Source organism: Leifsonia sp. 466MF, assembly GCF_900100265.1.
In the GTDB taxonomy this organism is placed as follows: Bacteria; Actinomycetota; Actinomycetes; order Actinomycetales; family Microbacteriaceae; genus Leifsonia.
In genome coordinates this window covers 880,048-903,970 of sequence record NZ_LT629696.1, presented here as the reverse complement: position 1 = coordinate 903,970, position 23,923 = coordinate 880,048, and the positions used below count along the sequence as shown (strand labels likewise).

Annotated in this window: 27 protein-coding genes and 1 tRNA gene; 15 read left to right on the top strand and 13 right to left on the bottom strand. The window is 70.8% G+C overall.

All coding sequences use genetic code 11. The features are described from left to right. Nucleotides 1–53 precede the first annotated feature (53 nt). On the bottom strand, nucleotides 54–647 hold the full coding sequence (locus BLR91_RS04320; protein ID WP_089876850.1) for a TetR/AcrR family transcriptional regulator: 594 nt from the start codon (nucleotides 645–647) through the stop codon (nucleotides 54–56). 85 nt (nucleotides 648–732) lie between these two features. Between BLR91_RS04320 and paaA the strand changes: the two genes are divergently transcribed. From paaA to BLR91_RS04290, 6 genes are read left to right on the top strand one after another with little or no spacing between them, the layout of a single operon-like run. Next, entirely contained in the window at nucleotides 733–1,707 is a 975-nt protein-coding gene (paaA, locus tag BLR91_RS04315; RefSeq protein WP_020077065.1) for a 1,2-phenylacetyl-CoA epoxidase subunit PaaA, read from the top strand. Beyond that, nucleotides 1,704–1,991, top strand: coding sequence for a 1,2-phenylacetyl-CoA epoxidase subunit PaaB (gene paaB / locus BLR91_RS04310; protein WP_018191776.1), 288 nt, complete (start codon nucleotides 1,704–1,706; stop codon nucleotides 1,989–1,991). The genes paaA and paaB overlap by 4 nt, the downstream gene beginning before the upstream one ends. Continuing rightward, on the top strand, nucleotides 1,988–2,854 hold the full coding sequence (paaC, locus tag BLR91_RS04305) for a 1,2-phenylacetyl-CoA epoxidase subunit PaaC (RefSeq protein ID WP_089876852.1): 867 nt from the start codon (nucleotides 1,988–1,990) through the stop codon (nucleotides 2,852–2,854). Before paaB ends, paaC begins: the two co-directional genes overlap by 4 nt. After that, nucleotides 2,848–3,330 (top strand): 1,2-phenylacetyl-CoA epoxidase subunit PaaD, encoded by a 483-nt coding sequence (paaD, locus tag BLR91_RS04300; RefSeq protein WP_018191778.1) that lies wholly within the window; start codon nucleotides 2,848–2,850, stop codon nucleotides 3,328–3,330. The genes paaC and paaD overlap by 7 nt, the downstream gene beginning before the upstream one ends. A gap of 10 nt (nucleotides 3,331–3,340) precedes the next feature. Next, complete coding sequence (gene paaE / locus BLR91_RS04295; RefSeq protein WP_018191779.1) at nucleotides 3,341–4,447, top strand: 1,2-phenylacetyl-CoA epoxidase subunit PaaE; 1,107 nt, start codon at nucleotides 3,341–3,343, stop codon at nucleotides 4,445–4,447. A 14-nt stretch (nucleotides 4,448–4,461) separates the two neighbouring features. Then, nucleotides 4,462–5,232 (top strand): enoyl-CoA hydratase/isomerase family protein, encoded by a 771-nt coding sequence (locus BLR91_RS04290; protein WP_089876853.1) that lies wholly within the window; start codon nucleotides 4,462–4,464, stop codon nucleotides 5,230–5,232. Between the two features lie 42 nt (nucleotides 5,233–5,274). Here BLR91_RS04290 and BLR91_RS04285 read toward each other — a convergent pair whose 3' ends face one another. After that, on the bottom strand, nucleotides 5,275–5,643 hold the full coding sequence (locus BLR91_RS04285) for a VOC family protein (protein WP_089876855.1): 369 nt from the start codon (nucleotides 5,641–5,643) through the stop codon (nucleotides 5,275–5,277). Nucleotides 5,644–5,705: 62 nt separating this feature from the next. Between BLR91_RS04285 and BLR91_RS04280 the strand changes: the two genes are divergently transcribed. Continuing rightward, on the top strand, nucleotides 5,706–6,191 hold the full coding sequence (locus BLR91_RS04280; RefSeq protein ID WP_089876856.1) for a MarR family winged helix-turn-helix transcriptional regulator: 486 nt from the start codon (nucleotides 5,706–5,708) through the stop codon (nucleotides 6,189–6,191). Here the strand turns inward: BLR91_RS04280 and BLR91_RS04275 are convergent. Both BLR91_RS04275 and BLR91_RS04270 read right to left on the bottom strand, forming a co-directional pair. Continuing rightward, the gene (locus BLR91_RS04275) at nucleotides 6,184–7,521 is read right to left on the bottom strand and encodes a maltokinase N-terminal cap-like domain-containing protein (RefSeq protein ID WP_089876857.1); all 1,338 of its coding nucleotides are present in this window, start codon (nucleotides 7,519–7,521) and stop codon (nucleotides 6,184–6,186) included. The genes BLR91_RS04280 and BLR91_RS04275 overlap by 8 nt on opposite strands. 57 nt (nucleotides 7,522–7,578) lie before the next feature. Continuing rightward, entirely contained in the window at nucleotides 7,579–9,012 is a 1,434-nt protein-coding gene (locus tag BLR91_RS04270) for a M23 family metallopeptidase (RefSeq protein WP_231918818.1), read from the bottom strand. A gap of 130 nt (nucleotides 9,013–9,142) precedes the next feature. Here BLR91_RS04270 and lepB point away from each other — a divergent pair, with 130 nt between their 5' ends. Next, on the top strand, nucleotides 9,143–9,877 hold the full coding sequence (gene lepB / locus BLR91_RS04260; RefSeq protein WP_026307261.1) for a signal peptidase I: 735 nt from the start codon (nucleotides 9,143–9,145) through the stop codon (nucleotides 9,875–9,877). A 121-nt stretch (nucleotides 9,878–9,998) separates the two neighbouring features. Here the strand turns inward: lepB and BLR91_RS04255 are convergent, their stop codons facing one another. Next, complete coding sequence (locus BLR91_RS04255; protein WP_089876860.1) at nucleotides 9,999–10,946, bottom strand: siderophore-interacting protein; 948 nt, start codon at nucleotides 10,944–10,946, stop codon at nucleotides 9,999–10,001. A gap of 202 nt (nucleotides 10,947–11,148) precedes the next feature. Here BLR91_RS04255 and BLR91_RS04250 point away from each other — a divergent pair, with 202 nt between their 5' ends. Genes BLR91_RS04250 through BLR91_RS04240 form a run of 3 tightly spaced genes read left to right on the top strand, consistent with a single transcriptional unit; the run spans nucleotide 11,149 to nucleotide 13,432 of the window. Beyond that, a complete protein-coding gene (locus BLR91_RS04250; protein ID WP_089876862.1) occupies nucleotides 11,149–11,493 on the top strand; it encodes a YciI family protein in 345 nt (114 codons plus the stop codon). Then, nucleotides 11,490–13,025, top strand: coding sequence for a carboxylesterase/lipase family protein (locus BLR91_RS04245; RefSeq protein ID WP_089876864.1), 1,536 nt, complete (start codon nucleotides 11,490–11,492; stop codon nucleotides 13,023–13,025). The genes BLR91_RS04250 and BLR91_RS04245 overlap by 4 nt, the downstream gene beginning before the upstream one ends. Before the next feature lie 23 nt (nucleotides 13,026–13,048). Further along, complete coding sequence (locus tag BLR91_RS04240; RefSeq protein ID WP_089876866.1) at nucleotides 13,049–13,432, top strand: PLD nuclease N-terminal domain-containing protein; 384 nt, start codon at nucleotides 13,049–13,051, stop codon at nucleotides 13,430–13,432. 44 nt (nucleotides 13,433–13,476) lie between these two features. Here the strand turns inward: BLR91_RS04240 and BLR91_RS04235 are convergent, their stop codons facing one another. Further along, nucleotides 13,477–14,070 carry an alpha/beta hydrolase gene (locus BLR91_RS04235; protein ID WP_157694665.1) on the bottom strand — a complete coding sequence of 198 codons (594 nt, stop codon included), beginning with the start codon at nucleotides 14,068–14,070 and terminating at the stop codon, nucleotides 13,477–13,479. Between the two features lie 156 nt (nucleotides 14,071–14,226). On the opposite strand from BLR91_RS04235, the gene BLR91_RS04230 reads away from it, so the two are divergent. Then, nucleotides 14,227–14,670, top strand: a complete 444-nt coding sequence (locus BLR91_RS04230; RefSeq protein WP_089876871.1) for a hypothetical protein — start codon at nucleotides 14,227–14,229, stop codon at nucleotides 14,668–14,670. 49 nt (nucleotides 14,671–14,719) lie between these two features. On the opposite strand, the gene BLR91_RS04225 is transcribed toward BLR91_RS04230, so the two are convergent. The 3 genes from BLR91_RS04225 to BLR91_RS04215 form a co-directional block, all read right to left on the bottom strand. Next, a complete protein-coding gene (locus tag BLR91_RS04225) occupies nucleotides 14,720–15,019 on the bottom strand; it encodes a hypothetical protein (protein ID WP_089876874.1) in 300 nt (99 codons plus the stop codon). Nucleotides 15,020–15,062: 43 nt separating this feature from the next. Next, nucleotides 15,063–15,135: transfer RNA gene (locus tag BLR91_RS04220), tRNA-Thr, on the bottom strand. Between the two features lie 52 nt (nucleotides 15,136–15,187). Further along, nucleotides 15,188–16,084, bottom strand: coding sequence for a DsbA family protein (locus BLR91_RS04215; protein ID WP_018191793.1), 897 nt, complete (start codon nucleotides 16,082–16,084; stop codon nucleotides 15,188–15,190). 338 nt (nucleotides 16,085–16,422) lie between these two features. On the opposite strand from BLR91_RS04215, the gene BLR91_RS04210 reads away from it, so the two are divergent. After that, on the top strand, nucleotides 16,423–17,517 hold the full coding sequence (locus BLR91_RS04210; protein WP_018191794.1) for an ABC transporter ATP-binding protein: 1,095 nt from the start codon (nucleotides 16,423–16,425) through the stop codon (nucleotides 17,515–17,517). Nucleotides 17,518–17,618: 101 nt separating this feature from the next. Continuing rightward, nucleotides 17,619–18,926, top strand: coding sequence for a DUF4032 domain-containing protein (locus BLR91_RS04205; protein WP_018191795.1), 1,308 nt, complete (start codon nucleotides 17,619–17,621; stop codon nucleotides 18,924–18,926). A 26-nt stretch (nucleotides 18,927–18,952) separates the two neighbouring features. On the opposite strand, the gene rlmB is transcribed toward BLR91_RS04205, so the two are convergent. From rlmB to BLR91_RS04185, 4 genes are all read right to left on the bottom strand, one after another. Then, the gene (gene rlmB, locus BLR91_RS04200) at nucleotides 18,953–19,969 is read right to left on the bottom strand and encodes a 23S rRNA (guanosine(2251)-2'-O)-methyltransferase RlmB (RefSeq protein WP_018191796.1); all 1,017 of its coding nucleotides are present in this window, start codon (nucleotides 19,967–19,969) and stop codon (nucleotides 18,953–18,955) included. After that, a complete protein-coding gene (cysS, locus tag BLR91_RS04195) occupies nucleotides 19,966–21,399 on the bottom strand; it encodes a cysteine--tRNA ligase (RefSeq protein WP_089876876.1) in 1,434 nt (477 codons plus the stop codon). Before cysS ends, rlmB begins: the two co-directional genes overlap by 4 nt. An 88-nt stretch (nucleotides 21,400–21,487) precedes the next feature. Beyond that, on the bottom strand, nucleotides 21,488–22,645 hold the full coding sequence (gene ispD / locus BLR91_RS04190; RefSeq protein ID WP_089876878.1) for a 2-C-methyl-D-erythritol 4-phosphate cytidylyltransferase: 1,158 nt from the start codon (nucleotides 22,643–22,645) through the stop codon (nucleotides 21,488–21,490). Nucleotides 22,646–22,732: 87 nt separating this feature from the next. After that, nucleotides 22,733–23,215, bottom strand: a complete 483-nt coding sequence (locus BLR91_RS04185; RefSeq protein ID WP_018191799.1) for a CarD family transcriptional regulator — start codon at nucleotides 23,213–23,215, stop codon at nucleotides 22,733–22,735. A gap of 139 nt (nucleotides 23,216–23,354) precedes the next feature. On the opposite strand from BLR91_RS04185, the gene BLR91_RS04180 reads away from it, so the two are divergent. Then, entirely contained in the window at nucleotides 23,355–23,861 is a 507-nt protein-coding gene (locus tag BLR91_RS04180) for a hypothetical protein (protein WP_089876880.1), read from the top strand. Nucleotides 23,862–23,923 lie beyond the last annotated feature (62 nt).

Sequence of the window (23,923 nt, the reverse complement as noted above, 5' to 3'; positions counted from 1 at the left end):
ATCGCCGCTGCGAGCGCGAAAAACTCAGGAGCTGTTGGCTTGGGGCGCGGGCGTCAGCGGAGGGCGAGCGCGAGGATGGTGTCGGCGAGGTCGTCGGGGGTCAGCGGGCCCGCGGGGGTGTACCACTCGGTGAGGGAGTTGATCATGCCGAAGAGGAGACGCGCGACGACCGCGGGATCCGCGTCGGTGCGCAAGGAGCCCTCGGCCCGCGCCTCGGCCACCAGTTCGGCGACCGCGTGGTCGAACGCGCGGCGACGGGCCAGCGCCGCCCGCTCCACCTCGGTGTTGCCGCGCACCCGCAGCAGCAGCGTCACGTACGGCAGCCGGTCGGCGAGCACCCGCACCGCGCCACGCAGCACGTAGGCGAGCCGGTCGGCCGCCGGCCCCGTCGTCGCCTCGGGTGCCCGCAGCACGCCCTCCAGCCCGTCGAGGGCTTCGTCGAGCGCGAGGGCGAGTAGCTCGTCCTTGGATGAGACGTGATGGTAGATCGCCGACTTCGACAGTCCGAGGCGGTCGGCCAGCATCCCGATGGAGGTCGCGTCGTAGCCGTGCTCGTTGAACGCGGCGACCGCGACCTCGAGGATGCCCCGCTGGTCGTAGCCGGGCCGCCCTCGGCGCAGGGCGTCGGAGCGGAGCGTCTCGGTCACGCGCCCAGTCTGGCACGCGCGCCCGTCCCGTGGATATACTGAACGAACGATCAGTAAGTATTGATCTGCGAGGAGAGGGTCGACGATGACCACCACCACAGAGGCGCCAACCGACACCGACGGCCGGGCACGCTTCGACGAGCTGATCGCCTCCGACTCCCGCGTGGAGCCGCGCGACTGGATGCCCGACGACTACCGCCGCACGCTCATCCGGCAGATGTCGCAGCACGCCCACTCCGAGATCATCGGGATGCAGCCGGAGGCCAACTGGATCACGCGCGCTCCGAGCCTGAAGCGCAAGGCGATCCTCATGGCCAAGGTGCAGGACGAAGCCGGCCACGGGCTCTACCTCTACTCCGCGACCGAGACCCTCGGCATCACGCGCGACGAACTCACCGAGCAGCTGCTCTCCGGCCGCGCCAAGTACTCCTCGATCTTCAACTACCCGACGCTCAGCTGGGCCGACATCGGTGCGATCGGCTGGCTGGTCGACGGCGCCGCGATCTGCAACCAGGTGCCGCTCTGCCGCTGCTCCTACGCGCCGTACGGCCGAGCGATGGTCCGCATCTGCAAAGAGGAGTCCTTCCACCAGCGGCAGGGCTTCGAGATCCTGCTGACGCTCATGCGCGGCACCCCCGAGCAGCAGCGGATGGCTCAGGATGCGGTGAACCGGTGGTACTGGCCGTCGCTGATGATGTTCGGGCCACCCGACGGCGATTCCCCCAACTCGGCCCGCTCGATGGCGTGGAAGATCAAGCGCTTTTCGAATGACGACCTGCGTCAGCGCTTCGTCGCGATGCTCGTCCCGCAGGCGGAGGCGCTCGGCGTCACGCTGCCCGACCCGGAGCTCCGCTGGAACGAGGAGCGCCAGGCGTATGACCTCGGCCCCATCGACTGGAGCGAGCTCCAGGAGGTCATCGCCGGCCGCGGCGTCTGCAATGCGCAGCGTCTGCAGCGTCGGCGCGAGGCGCACGAGGACGGCCGCTGGGTGCGGGAGGCGGCGGCCGCGTACGCCGAGAAGCAGCGTTCGGCCCGCGAGACCGCGGAGGCCGTCGCATGACCGCCGAGGCGTGGCCGCTGTGGGAGGTCTTCGTCCGGGCCTCGCGCGGCCTCAGCCACGTGCATGTCGGCTCACTGCACGCCCCCGACGAGGAGCTCGCGGTGCGGAACGCCCGCGACCTGTACACCCGGCGGGGTGAGGGCGTCTCGATCTGGGTGGTGCGCTCCGACCTGATCACGGCGAGCGACCCGGATGCGAAGGACGCCTTCTTCACCGCGCCGGAGGGCAAGAACTTCCGCCACGCCACCTACTACACCGCCGCCGAGGGGGTGAAGCATCTGTGACCGACACCGACCACGGCCTCGCAGACGCCGACGCCGACACCGACCACGGGCACGTCGAACTCAGCGCCGTCGTCCTCTCCGAGGAGTTCGTCTCCACCGACGCCCCTGCCTCGCCCGAGGTCGCCGAGTACGCGATGTGGCTGGGCGACGACGCGCTCATCCTGGCGCAGCGCCTGGGCGGCTGGATCACCCGCGCGCCGGAACTGGAGGAGGATGTCGCCGTCGCGAACATCGCCCTCGACCTGCTCGGCCACGCCCGCTCGCTGCTGCGCTACGCCGGCTCGGCGACGGGACGAACCGAGGACGACCTGGCCTACTGGCGCGACGAGACCGGGTTCCGCTCTGCGCACCTGTTCGAGCAGCCGAACGGCGACTTCGCGCACACGATCGTCCGCCAGTTCGCCGCCGCGCACTATCTGCACCCGCTGTACGAGCGGCTGCGCGCATCCACCGATCCGGTGCTCGCCGGCGTCGCCGCCAAGGCGGTGAAGGAGGTCGACTACCACCGCGACCACGCGGACCAGTGGATGCTGCGCCTCGCGCTGGGGACGGACGAGTCGCGCCGCCGCACCCTGCGCGCGATGGAGGACGTCTGGCCGTACGTCGACGAGCTGTTCTCGGACGACGCGGCCGGAGACGACGACCTGTTCGCCGCGCTCGACGGCGTCGCCGTGCGGCCGTCGTCGCTGCGGGAGCCGTTCGAGGCGGAGGTCGCCCCCGTGCTCGCGGAGGCGCAGCTGGAGCCGCCGACCGCCTTCCACGCGGCCGGCGGTGGCCGCCTGGGCCGCCACTCCGAGTATCTCGCGCCGCTGCTCGCCGAACTGCAAGTGCTCGCCCGCCAGCATCCGGGGGGGTCGTGGTGACGCATCACGCGGACGCCGCGCGGGCGTGGTCGGCGGTCGCAGCCGTGGTGGACCCTGAGGTGCCGGTGCTCAGCATCGACGACCTGGGTGTGCTGCGCGAGGTGACCGTCTCGGACACCGGCGTGGAGGTCGTCATCACGCCGACGTACTCGGGATGTCCGGCGATGGATGCGATCCGCGAGGATGTCGTGCGCGCCCTGGCCGCGGAGGGGTTCGGCGACGTGCGGGTCCGGCTCGTGCTGTCGCCCGCGTGGACCACCGACTGGATCAGCGCGAAAGGCCGCAGCGCGCTGAAGGAGTACGGCATCGCTCCCCCGTCGGCGGCGGGCCCGGTCCGTTTGAGCATGTCGGTCAAGTGCCCGCACTGCGACTCGCTCGATACGCGCGAGGTGGCGCACTTCGGGTCGACGTCCTGCAAGGCGCTGTTCGTCTGCCGGTCGTGCGGCGAGCCGTTCGACCACTTCAAGGCGCTGTGAGGGCGGCCTGATGGCGCGGGCACGGTTCCACACGCTCGCGGTCGCCGAGGTGCGGCCGCTGACGGCGGCGAGCGTCGAGGTCACCTTCGCGGTGCCCGAGGAGCTCCGGGGCGAGTACGACTACCTGCCCGGGCAGCACGTCGCGCTCCGCGCGCACGTCGACGGCCGGGAGCTGCGGCGCAGCTACTCGCTCTGCCGGCCGCCGCTGCCGCCGACCGCCGAACACGCCGGCCGCATCAGCGTCGCGATCAAGCGCGACCTGGGCGGCGCGTTCTCGACCTGGGCCACGAGCGAACTGCGACCGGGCGACCGGATCGACGTGATGAGCCCGCAGGGCACGTTCACCGTCGACCCGTCCCGCGTCGACGGCCGGCATGTCGTCGGCATCGCGGCGGGATCCGGCATCACCCCGTTGATGGCGCTCGCGAGCAGCATCCTCGCGGGCTCCCCCACCGCGCAGTTCACGCTCGTGTACACGAACCGCACGGCCATCGACGTCATGTTCCTGGAGGAGCTCGCCGATCTGAAGGACCGCTACCCGTCGCGACTCGCGCTGCACCACGTCCTCTCCCGCGAGCAGCGGTCGGCTCCCCTTCTCTCGGGCCGCATCGACGAGGACCGGCTGCGCAGGATGCTCGACACGCTCATCCCGCCGGCGACCGTCGACGAGTGGTTCCTCTGCGGACCGTTCGAGCTCGTCCAGTTGTGCCGGGATGTGCTCGAGACGTACGGGGTGGAGCGGGAGCGCATCCACTTCGAGCTGTTCACGACCGGCGACCCGGTCGAGCCGCGCGGCGACGCCGGCCGTCCGGTGGTCGTGCACGACGGCGAGCGCACGGCCGAGATCGAGTTCACGCTCGACGGGCTCAGCTCGACGGTCACGACACCGGTGGATGCGAACGAGTCGGTGCTGAACGCCGCCCTGCGGGTGCGCCCCGACGTGCCCTTCGCGTGCACCGGCGGTGTCTGCGGGACCTGCCGTGCGCGCCTGGTCAGCGGCGACGTCCGGATGACGGAGAACTACGCGCTGGAGCCCGAAGAGCTCGAGCGCGGTTACGTGCTGACCTGCCAGTCCCATCCCCTCACCGACCGCGTCGTGGTCGACTACGACGTCTGAACAGCGGAGGCCCCGTGATCGACCTGGACATCACCGACGGGATCGCCCGCATCACGCTGGGCGCGCCCGAGCGGCTCAACGCGCTCGGCCCGGACGACCTCCGGGCGCTGGATGCGGCCTACGCAGACGCGGAGGCCGCCGGGGTGCGGGCGCTGGTGCTGCGCGGGGAGGGCCGCGCGTTCTGCGCCGGACGCGACATCGCGGGCGTCGACCCCGCGACCGACGACGTGAGCGGCTATCTGGACGGACTGGTGACGCCGCTGCTTCGGCGCATCGCGGCCTTCCCCGCGCCGACCTTCGCCGCCGCCCAGGGCGCCTGCCTGGGTGTCGGCCTCGGACTCCTGATCGCCACGGATGTCGTCTACGTCGCAGACGACGCGAAGGTCGGCTCCCCGTTCGCCGCCCTGGGGGCCGCCCTCGACTCCGGCGGCCACTGGCTGCTGGTCTCGCGACTCGGTCCGCACCGCGCGCTCGACCTCATCTACTCCGGACGGCTGATCTCGGGCGCGGAAGCCGTCGCGGGCGGCCTGTTCTCACGGGCGCTTCCCGCAGACGCCCTGCGCCACGAGGTGGATGCGGCGGCCGCGGCAGCCGCATCCGGCGCCACCCAGGCCTTCCTCGCGAGCAAGCGGATCGTCTCGGGTCTGCGCGACGGCTCCCTGGACTTCTGGGGTTCTGTCGCCGCCGAGAACGCCGCTCAGGCGGCCTTGCGCGACACCGACGACTACCGCGAGGGCTTCCGCGCCTTCCAGGAGAAGCGGAAGCCGGGCTTCACCGGCCACTGAGGCGCTCCCGTTTCCGCTGTCGCGGTCACTGTCGCAGGGCCGTCAGACGCGGTCGTGCAGCGTGATGTGGTAGCCGTCGGGGTCGGCGAACGTGAACGTGCGGCCGAACGGGCCGTCGATGGGCGCGGCGACGATCGTGCGGCCGTCGTCGACGAGCGCGTCGTGGATGTCCTGGACGTCGGTCGCGTGGAGCCAGATCGCTGCGCCGATCCCGGGCTGCGCTGCCGCGTCGAGGTCGGTGCCGGGCACCAGGTCGCGGAGCGCGAACGCGATCGGCGTCGTGTCGAACACCACGGCGTGCGGGGGCCCTGCATGCGAGCGGACGAGTCCGAGGTAGCGCTCGTAGAAGGCCTGGGATGCGTCGAGGTCACGCACCTGCAAGGAGAGGAAGTCGGGTCCGGTGGCGGGCATAGGGTGCTCCTTCGTTTCGTGTCAGTTATCTGACACGGCTCAATCTATGTCAGAATACTGACATGAGTCAAGACGGAGCCGGCGTGGACCTCGAGACGTCGCTGGGCTACCTGCTCAAAGAGGCGTCGAGCACGCTGCGCGCGGCCATGGAGGATGTCCTCCGCCCCCTCGGCATGACCATCACGCACTACTCGTGTCTGGAGCTGCTGTCGCAGCGGCCCGGCCTCTCGAACTCCGAACTCGCGCGCGGAACCTTCGTCACCCGCCAGTCGATGAACGTGCTCCTTCAGGCCCTGGAGCGGGAGGGGGACGTGACGCGCCCGTCGGAGGCACCCGTCGGGAAGGTCCTGCCCACCCGGCTCACCGCGCGCGGCCGTCGGCGCCTCGAGCAGGCGAGCGCGGCCGTGCGATCCGTGGAGGTCCGGATGCTCTCGGGACTCACGGAGACGGAGCAGGCGGCCGCCCGCCGCATCCTGCGGAGCATGATCGCGTCGCTCCGCGGCGAGCGCAGCGGCGACGACAGCGGCAAGCCCCGCAGCGTCAGCTGACGCGGGTCGCCAGCAGCCGCTGCACCGCCGACAGCGGGATCGGGATCCACGCCGGCCGGTGCCGCGCCTCGTACGCGATCTCGTACACCGCTTTGTCGAGCTCGAACGCGTCGAGGAGCAGGCGGAAGTCCTCGACCTCGGAGCCGGCGACCGACGCGTACCCGTCGAGGTACGACTGGCGCCCGTTGGCAGCCCAGGCCGTCGCATCCACCGGCGTCTCCCTCCGCGCGAGGGAGCCGGCGACGTAGTCGAACGACCGCAGCATCCCCGCGACATCGCGCATGGTCGCGTCGGGCAGGGCGCGCTCGGCGAGCGGGCGCAGCGGCTCCCCCTCGAAGTCGATGAACTGCCAGCCGCGGTCGGGCGCGTACAACACCTGGCCCAGGTGGAGGTCGCCGTGGATGCGCTGCAGCAGCGGGAGCGGCGCAGCGGCCGCGTCCTCGTAGACGGCGGCGATCCCGGCCCGGAGGTCCTCGACCTCCGGCACCTCGGTCGTCGTGACCGTGAGCCGTCGGAACATGCCGTCGAGGGCGAGCGCGACATCCTCCTTCGTCGCCGGCTTCGTCGGCAGCGACCGCGCCATGAGGCGGTGCAGCTCCGCGGTGCCCGCCCCCAGCTGATACGCGCGGTCGGTGAAGTCCTCGCCGCGCTCGGCAGCGCTGACCGCCAGCTCCCAGCCGTCCTCCGCGCCCGGCACGAAATCCTGCATGAGGGCGAGCTCGCCGGATGCGGTCCCGCCCGACGGCGTGGGCCAGCTGCCGGTGAGCCAGCCGAGCAGGGAGGGTGTCCGCCTGGATCCGCCGGCGGTGAGCGCGGCGAGCGTCGAGACGTCGGGGTTCTCGCCGTCCTGCACCACGCGGAACACCTTGATGAGGGCGAGACGGCCGTCCTCGAGCTCGCCGACGATGGACGTGTTCGACTGCTCCCCGGTCAGCCGCCGCGACGACCGCACCGCGATCCGCTCGCCGAGCGTGTGCCCCTGCGCGTGCGCATCCCGGCCCTCGGCGTGCTCCTGGCCGGTCATCAGCTGGACGAGGGACGCGACGTACGCCTCCTCCGTCGGACCGTCGTACAGGTACCGTCCTCCGGCCTCGCCGATCAGCGCGGCCTCATCGCCGTCGCGGCTCGCGCGCGCCACGACGGGCACCTGATAGACGCGCGGTGTACGGGGTGCCTCATCGCAGAAGAAGTAGGTGACGACGCGGACATCGGCGTCCACGGGTTCGGCGTCGAACGACGCGAGAAGCCGCAGGCGCGGCTCGACGTTCTTCGTCGAGTACCAGCGCTGACGTCGCATCCACGTCCCGACCAGCTCGGTGAGTTCGGTCATGCCTGAACCGTACGCCCGCTCCGCCGTTTGCGCGCCGCGTCCAGCGAATCCTGAGGATCAGTGCCGGCCGAGCACGACACCGCGGGCGGCCAGGAAGGGCTGCGGGTCGATCTGCAGGCCGTTGACGCGCACTTCGAAGTGCAGGTGGCAGCCGGTCGACAGCCCCGTCGACCCGACCTGGGCGATCGGCTGGCCCGCCGCGACCTGCTGTCCGGCGGTCACCCCGATTCCTCCGTCGCGGATGTGACCGTATGCGGTCTGCACGCCCCCGCCGTGGTCGATGAGGATGAAGTTGCCGTACCCGCTGTACGGCCCTGCGCGCACGACCGTACCGGCCGCCGCGGCGTAGATGGTGGTTCCGCAGGCGGCGCCGAGGTCGTCACCGGGATGGAACGGGTCGGTGCCGAGGGGACGCGACGGCCGCGGGCCGAACACGTCGGTGAGCGACCCCTGCACGGGGAGCGCCCACCCGCTCGCGACGAGTGTCGGGTCGGAGGTGAGCACCTGCCAGCCGGAGCCGGCCTCGATCACCGTCGGCGCGGCGGCGAGAGCGGCGGAGGCCGCATTGACCTGGGCCTGCGCGTCGGCCACGGCCTGCTGGCTGCTGTCCACATCCACCGCTGCGACCGCGTCCGCCGCGCTCTGCGCCTTCTCGGCCCAGCTCTTCGCGAGCTTCTTCTCGGCGGAGGCCTCGCGGATGGCGGCGTCGCGATCCTTCGAGAGCGCGGCGAGCCGGTCGGCGGCGCCCAGCTTGGTCAGCAGGTCGCCGGAGCCCTGCAGTGCGGCGCTGAGCGGATCCTGGGTCAGGAAGTGGGTGCCGGACGAACGGATCAGCGCGGTCGCGAACGCGGCGCTCTTGCGCGCCTGCTCGGCTGCGGCGTCGGCCTGCTTCTGCACGGCGTCCGCCGCGGCCTGAGCCTGGTCGTGCTCGCGCTGGGCGGCCTCCGACTCGTTCATGGCGTCGGCCAGCTGCGCCTGCGCCGAGGCGAGGTCGCTGGCCAGCTGCACGGCCCGCTCGAGGTCGGCCGGGTTGACCGTGGGGAACTGCGGGAGGTCGGGAACGCTGAGAGTGATCTCATCCGACGGCGCCGGATCCGGGGCTGCGGGCGGGTTCGAGGCCGGCGGAGCGGGGGACGTCGGAGGAGTCGACGGGCTGGGCGTGGGAGTGGGAGTGGGGGTCGGTGTCGGTGTCGGCGTGGGGTCCGGGGTCGGGGTCGGATCGGGCGTGGGTGTCGGATCCGGTGTCAGCGTCGGGTCGCCCGACGGCGTCGGATCCGGTGTCGCGGGCGTGTCGTCCGTCGAATCCGCCCCCGAGGCGCCCGATCCGTCCGTCGTCGCGGGGGCGCACTCGGTGGTGCACTCGTCGGCCACGGCGGGCGAGGAGACGCCCAGCAGGCTGCCCGCGACCAGAACCAGCGCCGCCCACGCGGGAGTCAGGCGCGGCCCCCCGGGTCGCGTCGCTCTCCTGTGTCGTCCGAGCGATGCGTGCATGATCAGAACGGGCCGGCGGCATACGCCGTTCGGCCTGTAGTGAGATGCTCTCACCGCTCGGGGTGGGGAACAAGACACCCGTTCGAGGTCGGATGCGGCTCACAGCATCCGCACGTTACGGTGAGAGATTGTGACCGACAGTACTGCCACCGCGCGCCCGCGACGATCCGCCCGGCGCACGTCCAGCTGGAAGACGTTGCTGCGCGATGTGGTGATCATCTTCGTGGTGGCGGTGCTGGTGTCGTTCCTGATCAAGACGTTCGTCGCCCGCTCCTTCTACATCCCGTCCGGGTCGATGGAGAACACCCTCCAGATCAACGACCGCATCATCGTCAACGAGCTGCAGCCGAAGGTCTTCGGTCTGCAGCGCGGCGATGTCGTCGTGTTCAAGGATCCGGGTGGATGGCTCCCGCCGGCCCCGCCGGAGACCGGCAACGCGTTCCAGCAGGGCGTCGGCGCGGTGCTCGACTTCGTGGGCCTGGGCGCTTCGGACTCCGACCAGCACCTGGTCAAGCGCCTCATCGGCCTTCCGGGCGACCACATCAGCTGCTGCAACGCGCTCGGTCAGATGAGCGTGAACGGCGTCCCGCTCAAGGAGCCCTACGTGCTGCTGCCCGCCGGAGTTCAGGCGGTGTCCGAGAAGTCGTTCGACGTGACGGTGCCGGAAGGCTCGGTCTGGGTGATGGGCGACAACCGCTACAACTCGGCCGACTCGCGCTACCACATGGACGACCCGGGCAAGGGCTTCGTGCCGCTCTCCGACGTTGTCGGCAAGGCGTTCGTGATCAGCTGGCCGGCCAGCCACTGGTCGTGGCTCGACGACTACCCCGACGTCTTCCGCGGCGTCGAGCGCGAGGACAAGTAGCCCTCGCCGCTTCCGCCCTCTCCGATTCCCCCCACCGTCGAGTCCGCAAACTTTGCACGCCGCGACCGCGCGTCGCGTGCAGTTTGTGCGGACTCGACGGTGGGCGGAAAGGGCGCGAGGGTCAGTTCTCGGAGCGGCCGAGGCGCCAGTAGCCCATGAAGGCGACGCGGGAGCGGTCGATGCCGTTGTCCCGGACGAGCAGGCGGCGCAGCGTCTTGACGGCCGCCGACTCCCCCGCGATCCAGGCGTAGAAGCCGGGATGCGTGTCCTCCGGGGTCTCCCAGAGGATGTCGCGGTCCACATCCACCTCGTCGAGGTTCTGCGAGGCGGTCGCCGACGCCGCCGCGACGACGTGCGGGTTCTCGGCGAGCCAGCCCTGGACGGCCGGCACGAGTTCGGTTCCCGTCACCGCGTCGCCGCGCGACAGCCAGGTGACGGAGGCGTGAGCCGGCAGCCGGAGCTCGAGAGCGTCGTCCGCCGACGGCACCTCGATGAACGCCCGCGCACGGCACCCGCCGGGCAGCGCTTCGAGGATGGATGCGATGGCCGGCGCCGCGGTCTCGTCGCCGACGAGCAGCAGCTCGCGCGCCTCGCCCGGGCGCCAGTCGATGCCGACGCCGCGGTGCTCGCTGCGCGCATCCGGTCCGATCACGACGATCTCGTCGCCGGGGGTCGCGCCGAGCAGCCAGCGGGAGGCGGGGCCGCCGTCCGCGTGGACGACGAAGTCGACGTCGAGCCGGCAGCCGTCGGTATCGATCGCCCGCACGGTGTAAGTGCGGAACGGGTTGCGGAGGTGGTCGGGGAGAGCACGCCAGCGCTCGTACCAGTCGCCCGCGAAGTGGGCCTCCTCGTCGTCGATGCCGAGGTCGGAGTACGAGCCGTCCGCGAGCGGGAAGAGGAGTTTGATCCGCTGGTCGAGGCACTCGGTCCCGAAGTGCGTGAAGTCGTCGCACCGGAAGGTGACGCGCGTGAAGTGCGGGCTCAGCCGCTCGATTCGCTCGACGGCCGCTCGGTAGGGCCGGTACGCGGGGCGGGGGCGCTCGGTGCGGGTGGGGGCGAGGATGGTCACGGCGGCCTTCCGAAGCAGGGGGCGGGACTAAGGTAAGGCTACACTAACTTCCTCTCGCGCCTCCTGGCGATCCGCTGAGACCGCCGTGCCCGATCCCCGCCCCGATTCCTTCGCGATCGGGAAGTCCCGGGCCAGAATGTCGAGCAGGGGCCGTCTCGTTCGACGTCCGGTATGAAAGCGTTCGCGATCGAGAGGAAGAACGATGAAGTACATGATGTTCGTGGTCACCGACTCCCAGCGGGACACCGTGTCGGACGAGTCCGATGTCGACATCTGGGTGAACGAACTGGATGCCAGCGGCAAGCGCGTCATCGGCGAGGTGCTGCAGGCTCCGACCGAATCGCGGGTCGTCCGCGTGCGCGACGGCAAGCGCTACGTCACCGACGGTCCCTTCGCCGAGACCAAGGAGTGGATCTGCGGATTCGACATCCTCGAGGTCGAGAACCTGGACGAGGCCATCGAGATCGCCTCGCGGCACCCGATGGCACGCAACGGCCAGCTCGAGCTGCGCCCGTTCATGCAGTGGGACGAGACCGCCCCGGCGTGAACGGTCGGCCGGTCGTCGTCACGTCCGCGGGCGCGGTCCGCGGACGCGACGACGGCCGCGTGTCCACGTGGCGCGGCATCCGGTACGGCGAGCCGCCGACCGGCCGGCTCCGCTGGCGCGCGCCTGTGCCCGCTGCCCCGTGGAGTGGCGTCGTGGATGCTGTCGCCTTCGGGCCGGCGGCGCCGCAGCGCCCCAACCCGGCGGTGCCCCTCGGGCCGCCCGGCGAAACGCGGATGGATGAGGACTGCCTGTTCCTCAACGTCATCCGGCCGTCCCACGAGCCCACGTCCGGCGGTCTCCGCCCGGTGATGGTCTGGCTGCAGGGCGGGGCGTACGCGCTGGGCGCATCCAGTCAGCGCGTCTACCGCGGCGACCGGTTCGTGCCGGACGGCGATGTCGTGCTCGTCACCCTGAACCACCGCCTGGGCGCGCTCGGCTTCCTCGACGTCCGCAGCGTCGGGGTGGACGACGCGGAGACGAATGTCGCGTTGCGGGATGTGCTGCTCGCGCTCCGCTGGGTGCGCGACAACATCCACGCGTTCGGCGGCGACCCGGACTCGGTGACCGTCTTCGGCCAGAGCGCGGGCGCCGGCCTCGTAACCGCCCTGCTCGCCTCCCCCGCGGCGGCCGGTCTGTTCCACCGTGCCATCGCGCAGAGCCCGCCCGCCGGGTCGATGTACGGGCCGGAGCGCGCTGCGACTGTGGCCCGGGCGTTCGTCGAACGGCTCGGCCCCGGCGCGCGGACGCCCGGCGCCCTCCGCGGCGTCCAGGTCGAGGCGATCGTGGATGCGGGCGCAGCGGTGTACACGGAGATCCCGCGCGAACATCCCGGGATGCTCGCCTTTGCCCCGGTCGTCGGCGACGACCTGCTGCCCGAGGCGCCGATCCGTGTGCTCAGCGATGGACGCGGGATGCCCGTCCCGCTCCTCATCGGAAGTACCCACGACGAGGCGACACTGTTCCGCCTGATGCGGTCCCCGCTGCTCCCGATCCGTCGGACCGCGCTGCGCCGGATGTTCGACGCCATGCGCTCCGAGCAGGAGCGCGGCGGCGCATCCCTCCCCGAGCGCGAGCGGGTGCTCTCGGTCTACGGCCGCCGGCGTCCCGCACGCGGCGTCCGCGTCGCCACCGACATCGCGTTCCGGATGCCCGCCCTCTGGGTCGCCGCAGGGCACAGCACCGTCGCCCCCACCCACCTGTACCGCTTCGACTTCGCGCCTCCCCTGCTCCGGATCACCGGCGTCGGGGCGTCCCATGCGACGGACCTGCCGTACGTCTGGGGCGAGTTCGACGCGCTTCCCCGCGACCCGTCGTTCCTGCTCGGTGGCCGACGGACTGCCGAAGCGGTCTCCGAGCGGATGCGACGGCGCTGGGCGGACTTCGCGCGCACGGGCGCGCCTGGCGCGGGCTGGCCGACGTACGAGCCGCACCGCCGTGCGACGCTCGTCATCGGCGCGACCGACCGGGTCGTGCCCGATCTCGACGCCCGCCTGCGTGCCGGCTGGGGCGAGCAGGTCCTGACTTTCGGCTGAGCGTTCCCTCTAGACTCGGCGGCATGCTCGTCATCCCGCTGCTCGTCATGACGCTGTTCGTGTTCGCCCTGGTGGATATCATCCTGCGACCGAGCGATCAGGTGCGGCACCTGCCGAAGCTGGCGTGGGTGTTCGTCGTGATCCTGCTGCCCCTGATCGGCAGCATCCTGTGGTTCGCGGTCGGCCGAGAGTACGCGCCGTCCTCCCGTCCCCGGCGGACGCTCCGGATGCCGGCGGTCCACGTCGAGGCGACCGAATCGGCCCCGGGGCGTGACCTCGCACCGAGCAGCACGGAAGCGCAGCTCGCGGCGCTCGAGCGGGAGATCGCGGAGGCCGAACGCGACCAGCGCATCCGGCGGCTCGAGGAGGAGCTGCGGCGGCGGACCGACGCGGGCGAGACGGCCTGACGCGACGGCGCGACAGCGCGACAGCGCGACGGCGCGACAGCCGGCTATAGCTCGGCCGACTGCTCGGCGACGAAGCGCAGGGCGTCGTCCGCCATCTCTGTGGAGATGTCGTGCCCGACGCCCGGGTACACCCGCTCCTCGAGCGTCGAATGGCCGGGGAGGAACTCGCGCATCCGCTCGATGTCGTTCGGCGTGATGACGTCATCGTCGGCGCCATGCCCCCAGAACACCGGTGGCCGACGCTCGGCGAGCACCGCATCCCCGCGCTCCGCATCGATCGTGGTGAAGCCGCCGAGCGTGACGACGAACCGGAGCCGGTCGGGCGCGCGCCGCAGAGTCTGCAGCGCGGTCGCGCCGCCCTGCGACCATCCCACCGCGGCGACCGGCACGTCGCCGCAGTTCTCGTCGATCCAGCCGAGAAGGCGGTCGGCCGCGGGCGCGGCATCGCTCGACAGCGCGCCCAGTGTCTCCCAGTCGGACACGGAGAACCACTCGAACCGGTCGCCCAGAGGGACCGGCCCCTGCAGCAGGACGGGACGCCACGGTGCAGGCGCGCGCTCGGCGATCCAGGCGAGGTCGTCGCGCACGCCGTAGCGCCCGTGGAGGAACAACAGGAGGGGCACGCTCGTCGGAGGCATGCCCCCATTCATGCCCCGACTCGGCGGCGCGTCCAAGTGTCCCACGGGGACCGGACCTGAACGGGTCCTGTGCGCCGCGTCATGCGGACGCGGCACACCTCGTCCCTTATGGGTAGGACGGCATCGTCGATACGCCCAAGGATCGGGGGAAACAGAATGGCCGACATCACAACGACGGAGCGCATCTCCGGCAGCGTCGAGCGGCGGAAGGCCGCGTGGATGCAGCTCCGCGGAGCCATCGCGCAGGAGTACGCGGCGAAGCTCCCCGACCTGCTCACGGTCGACGAGTTCGCCCGGTTCGCGGGCATGACCATCGCGCAGGTACGGCACGCGACGACCATCGGCGACCTCGTCATGTCGATCCGCGACGGCCAGCGCGGCATCGCGCCCGCCGACAACATCGCGTTCCTGCTCCGGGAGCGGCTGCTGCGCCTCCCGGTTCGTGAGCCGTCGTGGGAGCGCAGCGATCCGCGGTCGCTCGCCGTCAGCGAGGCCGCCTACGAGCGGGTGTGGGATGTGGCGATCCGCTACGCCACGACGCCGACCGATGCGCTCGATCGACTTCTGCTCGCTGCGACGGGCACCGCGCGCGCTGACTGAACCCGCCGGCCGAGGGCCCGGCGGCTCGTCTTGCGACCTAGCGAACGACTCACACGCCGTGGCCGCGCCGATCGGTGAACCAGGCCCAGACGCCGCCCGCGAGGAGGGTCGTCGCGACCGCGCCGGCCACCACCGACGACAGAACGACAGCGCCCGCCCCGAGCGGGGCGACGAACAGTGCGATCACACCGACGGCGGACGCCAGCACGCACACGACGCCGACCACGGCTGCCGCGATTGCGGCCACGGTGTCGGCCTCCAGGCGCTGCGCGCGCTCGGGCACGCCCAGAACGTAGTGCTCACGGGAGGAGAGGGCGGTCGGGAGCTCGGTGCGGATGTCATCGGTCACACCTGCAAGAGACGTCCGATGGCCCCGGAATATGACGCGACGGAGCCGGCTGCGGGACTCGAACCCGCGACCGCTCGCTTACAAGGCGAGTGCTCTACCAACTGAGCTAAGCCGGCGGTGGCGGTCTCCCGCCGACCCCATCCTAGGGCAGCGGGCAGACGCGCCGGATCAGGGAGACGGGGTCGGCGTCGGCGTCGCCGTCGACGAGTACTCGTCGCCCTGCGCCTGCAGCACGAAGGCCTTGAAGTCGTCCGCGCTCGTCAGCGACCCGGTGTACGGCTTGCCGTTCACCAGCACCAGCAGGGCGTTCGTCATCTTCTTGACGTCCGAGTTCGGGATGGGGCCGCTGAGCGCCCGGTCGCTCGCCGTGGTCACCCACGTCTTGAAGCGTCCTTCGTCGATGCAGGAGTCGATCTCGCTCGTGCGGGTCGCGCCCGCCGCATCCACGCGCTTCTTCAGGGTGTCGTCACTGAGGCCGGGGCCGCCCTCCGCCGGCTGCTTCTCGAACAGCGATGCGTTGAACTTCCAGAAGGCGTTGGGATCGTAGTTGGCCACGCAGGCGGCGGCGTTGGCCGCGCGCAGCGAGTACTTCGTGCCCGCGGAGTGGCTGGTGTAGATCGCGACCGGGTGCATCTCGACGGTCACCGCGCCGTTCTTCACCAGCGGCTCGAGCTGCTCGAGGTTCGTGCGCTGGAAGTCGCCGCACAGCTTGCAGAGGTAGTCGGCGTAGATGCGGATGTCGACCGTGCTGCCCGCCGGGTCCGGCGTGCTCGCGACCGGCTTCGCGTCGGCGGCGAGAGCGGTCGTCGTCTTGACCTTGAGTCCGGAGCCGACGACGACGCCGTCGCTGGCCATGTTCTTGGGACCGGGCACGGTCGGACGGATCGCGCTGACGATCACGACGGCGACGATGGCCACGACCGCGAGGACTCCGAGGACGATGCCGCCGGACAGCAGCAGCCGGTTCCGGCGGTCCCTGCGCTGCTGCGTGGTGCGGAGCTGTCGTGCTTTCTCCCGCGCAGCCGCGCGGACGTCGCTGTTGCGACTGTCGTCGGGATCGGTCATAGGGCTCATATCTTCCGAATACTGCTCTCGGGTCGAACGGGCCGCGCGGGGGACGCGGCGGGTGGCGCACCTCGGGCGCACACAACCGGGAAAGCGTAAACCGGCTGTCTGGGAATCGACCAGACGGTGGCTGGACGCGCGGGTACAGCGGAAACGCGCGGGTTATTGCGCTTGCGGCGAGCATCCGCACGTCCGGGTGGGGCTCCGGTCATGAGCATGTCCGCCGATGCCATATTATGGCCACGTGGCATCGGCGCCCATCGGACGTAGACGCCACGTTCATCCATTCACAACGGATCGTCCGGCACGTACCTGCCGGTGAAGGAGAAAAGAAGAAAATGGCGACAGTCACCTACGACAAGGCGACCCGGCTCTACCCGGGATCGACCCGCCCCGCCGTGGACGCACTGGACCTGGAGATCGCAGACGGGGAGTTCCTCGTGCTCGTCGGTCCCTCCGGTTGCGGCAAGTCCACGTCCCTCCGCATGCTCGCGGGCCTCGAAGAGGTCAACGACGGCAACATCTTCATCGGCGAGCGCAACGTCACCGACGTCCCGCCGAAGGACCGCGACATCGCGATGGTGTTCCAGAACTACGCGCTGTACCCGCACATGACCGTCGCCGAGAACATGGGCTTCGCGCTCAAGATCGCCGGTGTCGGCAAGGAGGAGCGCGCCCAGCGCGTCCTCGAGGCCGCCAAGCTGCTCGACCTGGAGCCGTACCTCGGCCGCAAGCCGAAGGCGCTCTCCGGTGGTCAGCGTCAGCGCGTCGCCATGGGCCGCGCGATCGTGCGTTCGCCCCAGGTGTTCCTCATGGACGAGCCGCTGTCGAACCTCGACGCCAAGCTCCGCGTCCAGACCCGTACGCAGATCGCGTCGCTGACCCGCCGTCTCGGCGTCACCACCGTCTACGTCACGCACGACCAGACCGAGGCTCTGACCATGGGCGACCGCATCGCGGTCCTCAAGGACGGCGTCCTGCAGCAGGTCGGCACCCCGCGCGACCTGTACGCGCAGCCGAACAACGTGTTCGTCGCCGGCTTCATCGGCAGCCCGGCCATGAACCTGTTCACGGCCGACGTCACCGACGGCGGCGTCAAGTTCGGCTCGGCCGTCGTGCCGGTCGAGCGCGACACCATCGCCAACGCCGGTTCGGCTGTCACCATCGGTGTCCGCCCGGAGGACGTCGTCGTGTCGAACACCGAGGGCACCGGCCTCAAGGTCACGGTCGACCTCGTCGAGGAGCTCGGCGCGGACGGCTACCTGTACGGTCACTCCGAGGTCGACGGCAAGCGCACCGACATCGTCGGTCGCGTCGACGGCCGTATCCACCCGAACGCGGGCGACACGGTCTACATCACCCCGAAGCCGGGCCACGTCCACGTGTTCCACGCGGAGTCGGGCGAGCGCCTCGGCGGAGCTGTCGTCGACTAAGGTCCAAGAAGCGATTCCTCACTCTGCCGCAGTCCGGATCGGGCTGCGGCAGAGTGCTTTGCGCCAGCCAGCACCGCCCCACCACCGACCGGAGGACCATCGTGGCCGGATCCGTCAACATCACCGCAGCGACCGTCGACCCGGCGCTTCTCGACCTCCCCTGGAACATTCCGCTGGAGGAGTGGTCGAACGAGCACATCGCCCTCCTGCCGAAGGGCATCAGCCGCCACCTGGTGCGGTTCGCCAACCTGTCCGGCTACGTCATCGCCATCAAGGAGACGACGGCGGAGATGGCGCAGCGCGAGTACGACATGCTGCGGACGCTGCAGCGACTCGATGTGCCGTGCGTCGATCCCGTCGCGGTGATCAAGAACCGGACCGACGACAACGGCACCCCGCTGAACGCGGCCCTCGTCACCCGGCACCTCAAGTTCTCACTCCCCTACCGCGCTCTGTTCTCGCAGACCCTCCGGCCGGACACCGCCACCCGCCTGGTCGACGCCCTCGCGGTGCTCCTGGTGCGCCTGCACATCGTCGGCTTCTTCTGGGGCGACGTGTCGCTCTCCAACACCCTGTTCCGTCGTGACGCTGGCGCGTTCGCCGCCTACCTGGTGGATGCGGAGACCGGCCAGCTGTACGAGGGCGGCCTCTCGAACGGGCAGCGCGAGAACGACCTCGAGATCGCGCGGGTCAACATCGCCGGCGAGCTGATGGACCTGGAGGCCGGCGGCCGGGTGGATGAGGAGCTCGACCCGATCAGCCTCTCCGACGGGATCGTGGCAGCGTACCGGAAGCTCTGGAAGGAGCTGACCGGCAGCGAGTCGTTCTCGTCGTCGGAGCGTTGGCGCATCAGCGAGCGCGTGGAGCGACTGAACGAGCTGGGCTTCGACATCGAGGAGCTGGCGATCAAGACGTCGGACGAGGGCACGAAGGTGCGCATCCAGCCGAAGGTCGTGGATGCCGGCCACCACCAGCGCCGCCTGCTTCGCCTGACGGGCCTCGACACGGGCGAGAACCAGGCCCGGCGCTTGCTCAACGACCTGGACTCGTACGCGGCCACCCTGGGCAAGGAGGGGCTCGACGAGGAGGCCATGGCGCACGAGTGGCTCATGCGCGTTTTCGAGCCGGTCGTGCGCTCGATCCCCGCGGACCTCAAGGGCAAGCTCGAGCCGGCGGAGGTCTTCCACCAGCTGCTGGAGCACCGCTGGTTCATGTCGCAGAAGGAGGGACGCGATGTCCCTCTGGCGGAGGCCCTGACCTCGTACATCAACGACATCCTGCGCCACCGGCGCGACGAGGCGACCGTCATCGCCCCGCCGACCGAGACCATCAGCCTCCCGGTGCTCAGCAGCGGGGCCGCGGCGGACGACGAGGACGAGGACGACGACGACTGGCGGTCGAAGGTCTGACGCCGTCGAAGGTCTGACGCCGCGCGTTACTTCGCGGCGCGGGCCTCGGCGCGAAGCTTCGCGATCTCGTAGAGCGTGACGCTCGCCGCGATGCCGGCGTTCAGCGACTCGGTCGCTGCGGAGATCGGGATCGACACGACGGCGTCGCACGTCTCGGTCACCAGGCGGGACAGGCCCTTGCCTTCGCTGCCGACGACGATCACCACGGGCCGGTCGGCGAACGAGAGCCCGGGGAGGCTGACGTCGCCGCCGCCATCGAGGCCGAGCACGAACACTCCGGCCTTCTTGAACTCCTTGAGCGTCTGCGTCAGGTTCGGAGCCATCGCCACGGGCGTACGCGCGGCCGCCCCGGCCGACGTCTTCCAGGCCGCGGCGGTCATGCCGACCGACCGGCGCTGCGGCACGATGACACCCTGGCCGCCGAAGGCCGCCGTCGAGCGGATGATCGCTCCGAGGTTGCGCGGGTCGGTGATGCCGTCGAGCGCGACGAACAGCGGGGTCTCCGACGAACGGAGGGTGCGGTCGAGCAGCTCACCGGGGTGCGCGTACTCGTACGGCGGCACCTTCAGGGCGACGCCCTGGTGCACCGCGTCGCGGCCCGCGAGGCGGTCGAGCTCGGGCCGCATGACCTCGAGGATGGGGATGGCCCGGCCCGTCGCGATGGAGAGGATCTCCTTCATGCGGTCGTCGAACTCCACGCGCGCGGCGACATAGAGGGTCGACGCCGGGATGTCGGCCCGCAGAGCCTCGAGCACTGAGTTGCGGCCGGTGACGATCTCGCTCTCGTCTCCGCTCTTCGCCCGACGCGAGGCTCCCGAGGCGCCACGGGGGGCGGTGTCGCGCCCGCTCCGTGCGGCCTTCGCCGCCGCGCGCTCGCGCAGCGCCTTGGCCTTGCCCGCGGGGTGGTAGTCGCGGTCCTCCGCCTTCGGCGTCGGGCCGCGGCCCTCCAGCGCCTTGCGGCCGTGGCCGCCGGTGCCGACCTGGGCGCCCTTCTTGCTCTTGCGCACCGCTCCGGCGCGGGGCTTTCCACCCGAGTTCTTCATGATCCGATGCTCCAATGCGACCCCGTCGGGGTGTCTTCGATGGTGATTCCTGCCGCCGCCAGCTCGTCGCGGATGCGATCGGCTGCGGCGAAGTCGCGTGCGGCCCTGGCCGCCTGCCGGTCGGCGAGAAGCCGACCGATGAGCTCGCCGAGCGCGGAGTCCGCGGCGGTCGAGCCCCCGCTCCGCCACTGGGGCGAGAGCGGGTTGATGCCGAGCACCTCCGTCATCGCGAGAACATGCCCGCGCGCGGTGGCCGCTGCCTCCAAGTCTTCCGCATCCAGCGCCGCGTTGCCTGAACGCACGGTGTCATGGAGCACGGCGAGCGCCTGCGGCACCGCGAGGTCGTCGTCCATCGCCTCGGCGAAGGCGTCGGGGACGACCTCGACGCCGTGCCCGGCGAACCTGGTTCCGGACAGCCGCCGCTCCACGCGCTCGAAGAACCCGGCGATGCGGTCGAGCGCGGCCTCGGCCTCGCTCAGCGAGCCGTCGTGGTAGTCGATGGTCGACCGGTAGTGCGCTGATCCGAGGTAGTAGCGCACGACCAGGGGACGCGCGGCACCCAGCAGATCGGCCGCGTAGACCGAGTTGCCGAGCGACTTGCTCATCTTCTGACCGTTCACGTTGACGAGGCCGTTGTGCACCCAGTAGTTCGCGAAGGCATCCCCCGCCGCCGTCGACTGCGCCAGCTCGTTCTCATGGTGCGGGAAGCGGAGATCGAGTCCGCCGCCGTGGATGTCGAACTGCGGGCCGAGGTAGCGGCGCGACATGGCCGAGCACTCGATGTGCCAGCCGGGGCGCCCGTCGCCCCAGGGCGAGGGGAACGCCGCCGAGGCGGGCTCGTCCTCCTTCCGGCCCTTCCACAGAGCGAAGTCGCGGGGGTCGCGCTTGTCGCGCGGATCTGCGTCGGCCGCGGCCTCCATGTTGTCGATGCTCTGCCGGGTGAGCTCGCCGTAGGACGGCCAGCTCTTCACATCGAAGTAGACGTCTCCTGAGCCGTCCGCTGCCGCATAGGCGTGACCGGCGTCGATGAGGCGTTGGATGATCTCCTGCATCTGCGGGATGCTGGCCGTCGCCCGGGGCTCGTAGGTGGGCGGCTGGACACCGATCGCGCGGTACGAGTCGCTGAACTCCAGCTCGAAGCGGTAGGCGAGCGCCCACCACTCCTCGCTGCCCCCTGCAGCCTGCGCGGCCGCCGCGTTGACCAGGATCTTGTCGTCGATGTCCGTGACGTTGCGCACCAGCGTGACGTCGAGGCCGCGGTAGCTGAGCCACCGCCGCAGCTGGTCGTAGACGAGGGCCGAGCGCAGGTGCCCGATGTGCGGCGACGACTGCACAGTGGGCCCGCACACGTACATTCCGACCTCGCCGTCGCGCAACGGGACGAAGTCGCGCAGAGCGCCCGCCTTGGTGTCGTAGAGCCGAAGAGTCACGGCATAAGCCTACGGGCCACGACCCGGCCGTCGCTCCGTCATGACCGAGTTGGGGAAAACCTCGTGCTGTCGTGGCTTGTGGACGGATTCAGCCCAGGAGTAGCGCGGTCGCCTGCGCGGTGATCCCCTCGCCGCGTCCGGTGAAGCCGAGCCCGTCCGTCGTGGTCGCCCCGACCGACACCGGAGCCCCGAGGATCGCCGAGAGGCGGTCCTGCGCCTCCTGCCTGCGTGGCGAGAACTTCGGCCGGTTGCCGACCACCTGGACGGCCACGTTCCCGATCCGGAATCCCGCCTCCTCCACGAGGCGCCGAGCCTCGGCCAGGAACACATCCCCGTGGGCGCCCGAGAACCGCGGATCGCCCGTCCCGAACACCCCGCCGATGTCGCCCAGCCCCGCGGCGGACAGCAGTGCGTCGACGATCGCGTGCGCCACGGCGTCGCCGTCGCTGTGCCCGGCGAGCCCCGGCTCCCCCGGCCAGTGCAGCCCGGCGAGCCACAGTTCCGCGCCTTCGTCGAAGGCGTGCGTGTCGCTCCCGCTGCCGATCCTCGGCGTCGTGGATCCCGCGAGCAGCTCCTCGGCCCGCCGGAGATCCCACGGCGTGGTCACCTTGAAGGCGTGCGCGTCGCCGGGCACCACATCCACCCGGAAGCCTGCGGCGGCCACGAGCCCAGCGTCGTCCGTCTCGTCGCTCTCGGCCAGCGCGTACGCCGTCAGCAGCTGCTCGCGCGGGAATCCCTGCGGCGTCTGCACGGCCGACAGCGCGGACCGGTCGACGGTCTCGTGCACCTGGCCGTCGTCACCGACGCGCTTCACCGTGTCGCTGACCGGCAGGCCGGGGATCACGCCGTATCCGCGCTCGACCACCGCATCCACCACCGCATCGAACAGCTCGGTCGGCGCGAGCGCCCGGGCCGCGTCGTGAACGAGGACGATGTCGGCTCGCGCATCCACCACGGCGAGCCCCTCCGCGACGGACGACTGCCGGGTCGCGCCGCCGGCCACGACCGTCACCGGGCCGCCGATCGCGCGCCGCGCCAAGGCTTCGGCCTCGTCGAGACGGTCGGACGGCGCGACGACGATCGGGTCGACAGCGTGCCGCATGCCGCGGACGGCATGGAGCGACCGCTCGAGCAGCGTCAGGCCGTGCAACGGCACGAAAGCCTTCGGGAGCTCGGCGCCCAGGCGCGTGCCCGATCCTGCTGCCACGACGACGACCGCGACGCGCGGTCCGGGGATGCTGTCCACGCGTCGAGCGTACCCGGCGGCCCGCTCCGCGCACGACGAAGGCCCCGCCGCACGGAGCGACGAGGCCTTCGAATTCGTCGGGAGCGCCTAGGAGGCCAGCACCTCGTCGAGCAGGCTGGAGGCCTTCTCGTCATCGGTCTTCTCTGCGAGCGCGAGCTCGGAGATCAGGATCTGGCGGGCCTTGGCGAGCATGCGCTTCTCACCGGCGGAGAGACCGCGGTCCTGGTCGCGACGCCACAGGTCGCGGACGACCTCGGAGACCTTGATGACATCGCCGGAAGCGAGCTTCTCCAGGTTGGCCTTGTAGCGGCGGGACCAGTTGGTCGGCTCCTCGGTGAACGGAGCGCGCAGCACCTCGAAGACGCGGTCGAGACCCTCGCGGCCGATGACGTCGCGCACACCGACCAGATCGACGTTCTCGGCGGGGACCTCGATGGTCAGGTCGCCCTGCGTCACGTTGAGCTTGAGGTACAGCTTCTCTTCACCCTTGATGATTCTCTTCTTGACTTCGGTGATCGTTGCGGCACCGTGGTGCGGATAGACGACGGTCTCGCCAACCTCGAAAAGCATAGATTTGTTGTCCCTTCAGCAATGAATAGGATACCACATGAGGCACGTGCTAAGGTTCGCCCTCACGCCTCCCGACGCCCCGGACGACCCCTCCGGATGGGATAGAGTTGCAGGGGAAAATCACCGGGAGGGTCATTCAGTGAAAGCTCGAGTCGCGGCGTCCGTCGCCCTCGCCCTGGCCGTCGCGTTCGGCACCGCGGGATGCGGTTTCATCGCCCCACAGGCCACCACGAAGCACTACGACGCGAGCGACGGCGTGAGCGGGAATGTCGGCTCGATCGACGTCCGCAACGCGATCATCGTCACCGACGCGAAAGACGGAACGGTCGGCAACCTCGTCGTGACCCTCGTGAACACCGACACCAAGAGCCACCGCGTCGCCATCAGCGCCGGCGACCAGAGCTCCAGCGCGGCGTACGTCACCGTCCAGCCCGGCCAGGTCAAGCAGCTCGGCCAGGACCCGGAGAACGGCGGCACCGGCAATGTCCTCATCCCGGAGTTCACCACCAAGCCCGGCGCCCTGTTCCCCGTCTACTTCCAGTACGGCGACGAGACCGGCGTGAACCTCAAGGTCCCCGTGCTCGACGGCCAGCTGCCCGAGTACGCGAGCCTCGTGCCGCCGACCATCCTGCCGGCCGCGGGCTGATCACCGGCCGGCACCCAGACAGCAGAAGCCGCCCCGCGCATCGCGTGGGGCGGCTTCTTCGT